Raw genomic sequence first — 1,492 nt, forward strand, 5'->3', positions numbered from 1 at the left:
CGGAGCGGATCGCGCCGGTGGTGATCCTGACCGCGTTCTCGCAGCGGGAGCTGGTGCAGCGGGCCACCGAGGCCGGGGCGATGGCGTATCTGGTGCCGACGAGGGCGAGCTGCTGCGCGGGTACGAGGTCGCCGAGCGGCTGCACCGCGGCCAGCTGCGCAAGTCCGGCGCCCCGTACATCACCCATCCGCTCGCGGTGGCGATGATCCTGGCCGGGATGGGCATGGACACCACCACGCTCGTCGCCGCGCTGCTGCACGACACCGTCGAGGACACCCCGTACACCGTCGGCGAGGTGCGCGCCGACTTCGGCGAGCAGGTCGCGGTGCTGGTCGACGGCGTCACCAAGCTCGACGGCGAGCGCTGGGGCGACCGCGCCGAGGCGGAGACGCTGCGCAAGATCGTGCTGGCCGCGGCGGCCGACCTGCGGGTGCTGGTGATCAAGCTGGCCGACCGGCTGCACAACCTGCGCACCCTGGGCTTCCAGCCGCGGCACAAGCGGGCCAGGTACGCCACCGCCTCGCAGGAGCTGCTGGTGCCGTTCGCCGAGCGGCTCGGCATCCACATGCTCAAGCGGGAGATGGACGACCTGGCGTTCGCCGCCCGGGACCCGGCCGGGCACGCGGCCACCGCGCGCGCCGTGGCGGCCGCCCTGCGCGGTGCCGAGCCCGCGTTCGGTGCCGCGCTGGGCCTGCTGCGCGCCTCGCTGGCCGCGCACCGCGTCCGCGCCCGGGTCGCGATCCGGCCGCGCCACCTGTACGCGGTGCACCAGGAGCGCGAGGGCGAGCTGGCCGGGCTGCGGCCGTGCGACGCGGCCCGGCTGCTGCTGCTCGTCGACGGCGGCGAGCAGGACTGCTACATCGCGCTCGGCGCCGTGCACGCGGCGATGCACCCGATCGCGGGCCGGGTCAAGGACTTCATCGCGCTGCCCAAGTTCAACATGTACCGCTCCCTGCACACCCGGGTGATCAGCCCGGACGGCGACCTGCTGGACGTGATCATCCGCAGCCGGGCCATGCACCCGGTCGCCGAGTACGGCATCGTCGCCCACATGCGCGAGGCCGGAACCGGCGCGGTGGCGGGCCGCCGCGACCTGGTGTGGCTGAGCCGGCTGCTGGCCTGGGAGCCCGACGCCCCGTCCGCGGCGTTCCTCGACAGCCTGCGCGCCGACCTGGCCGCCGGCGACGTCGCGGTGTTCACCCCGGCCGGGGAGGTGGTGGCGCTGCCGGCGGGGGCGACGGCGCTGGACCTGGCGTACGCGCTCGGCCCCGAGACCGGCGACCTGTGCATCGGCGCCCTGGTCAACGGGCGGCTGGCGGCGCTGTCCGCCGAGCTGCGCGGCGGCAACGTGGTGGAGATCCTCACCGAGCCGGGCGCGGCGCCGTCCGAGGACTGGCTGCGGTTCGCGGTGACCGCCCCGGCCCGGGAGCGCGCGGTCGCGATGATGACCGGTACGTCGGAGATGCCGCGGAGCATCTTCAGCACTTCGGCG

At 75.2% G+C, this 1,492-nt stretch carries 1 protein-coding gene and 1 pseudogene; both read left to right on the forward strand.

Annotated features, from left to right (window positions below):
* Positions 1-95, forward strand: a pseudogene (locus AB0881_RS41810) (response regulator); the annotation flags it as partial.
* 83 nt (positions 96-178) lie between these two features.
* Positions 179-1,492: HD domain-containing protein (locus tag AB0881_RS41815; RefSeq protein ID WP_366626464.1), on the forward strand; the 1,314-nt coding region annotated here is incomplete at its 3' end.

This window comes from Spirillospora sp. NPDC029432 (genome assembly GCF_040703975.1).
Lineage (GTDB): Bacteria > Actinomycetota > Actinomycetes > Streptosporangiales > Streptosporangiaceae > Spirillospora.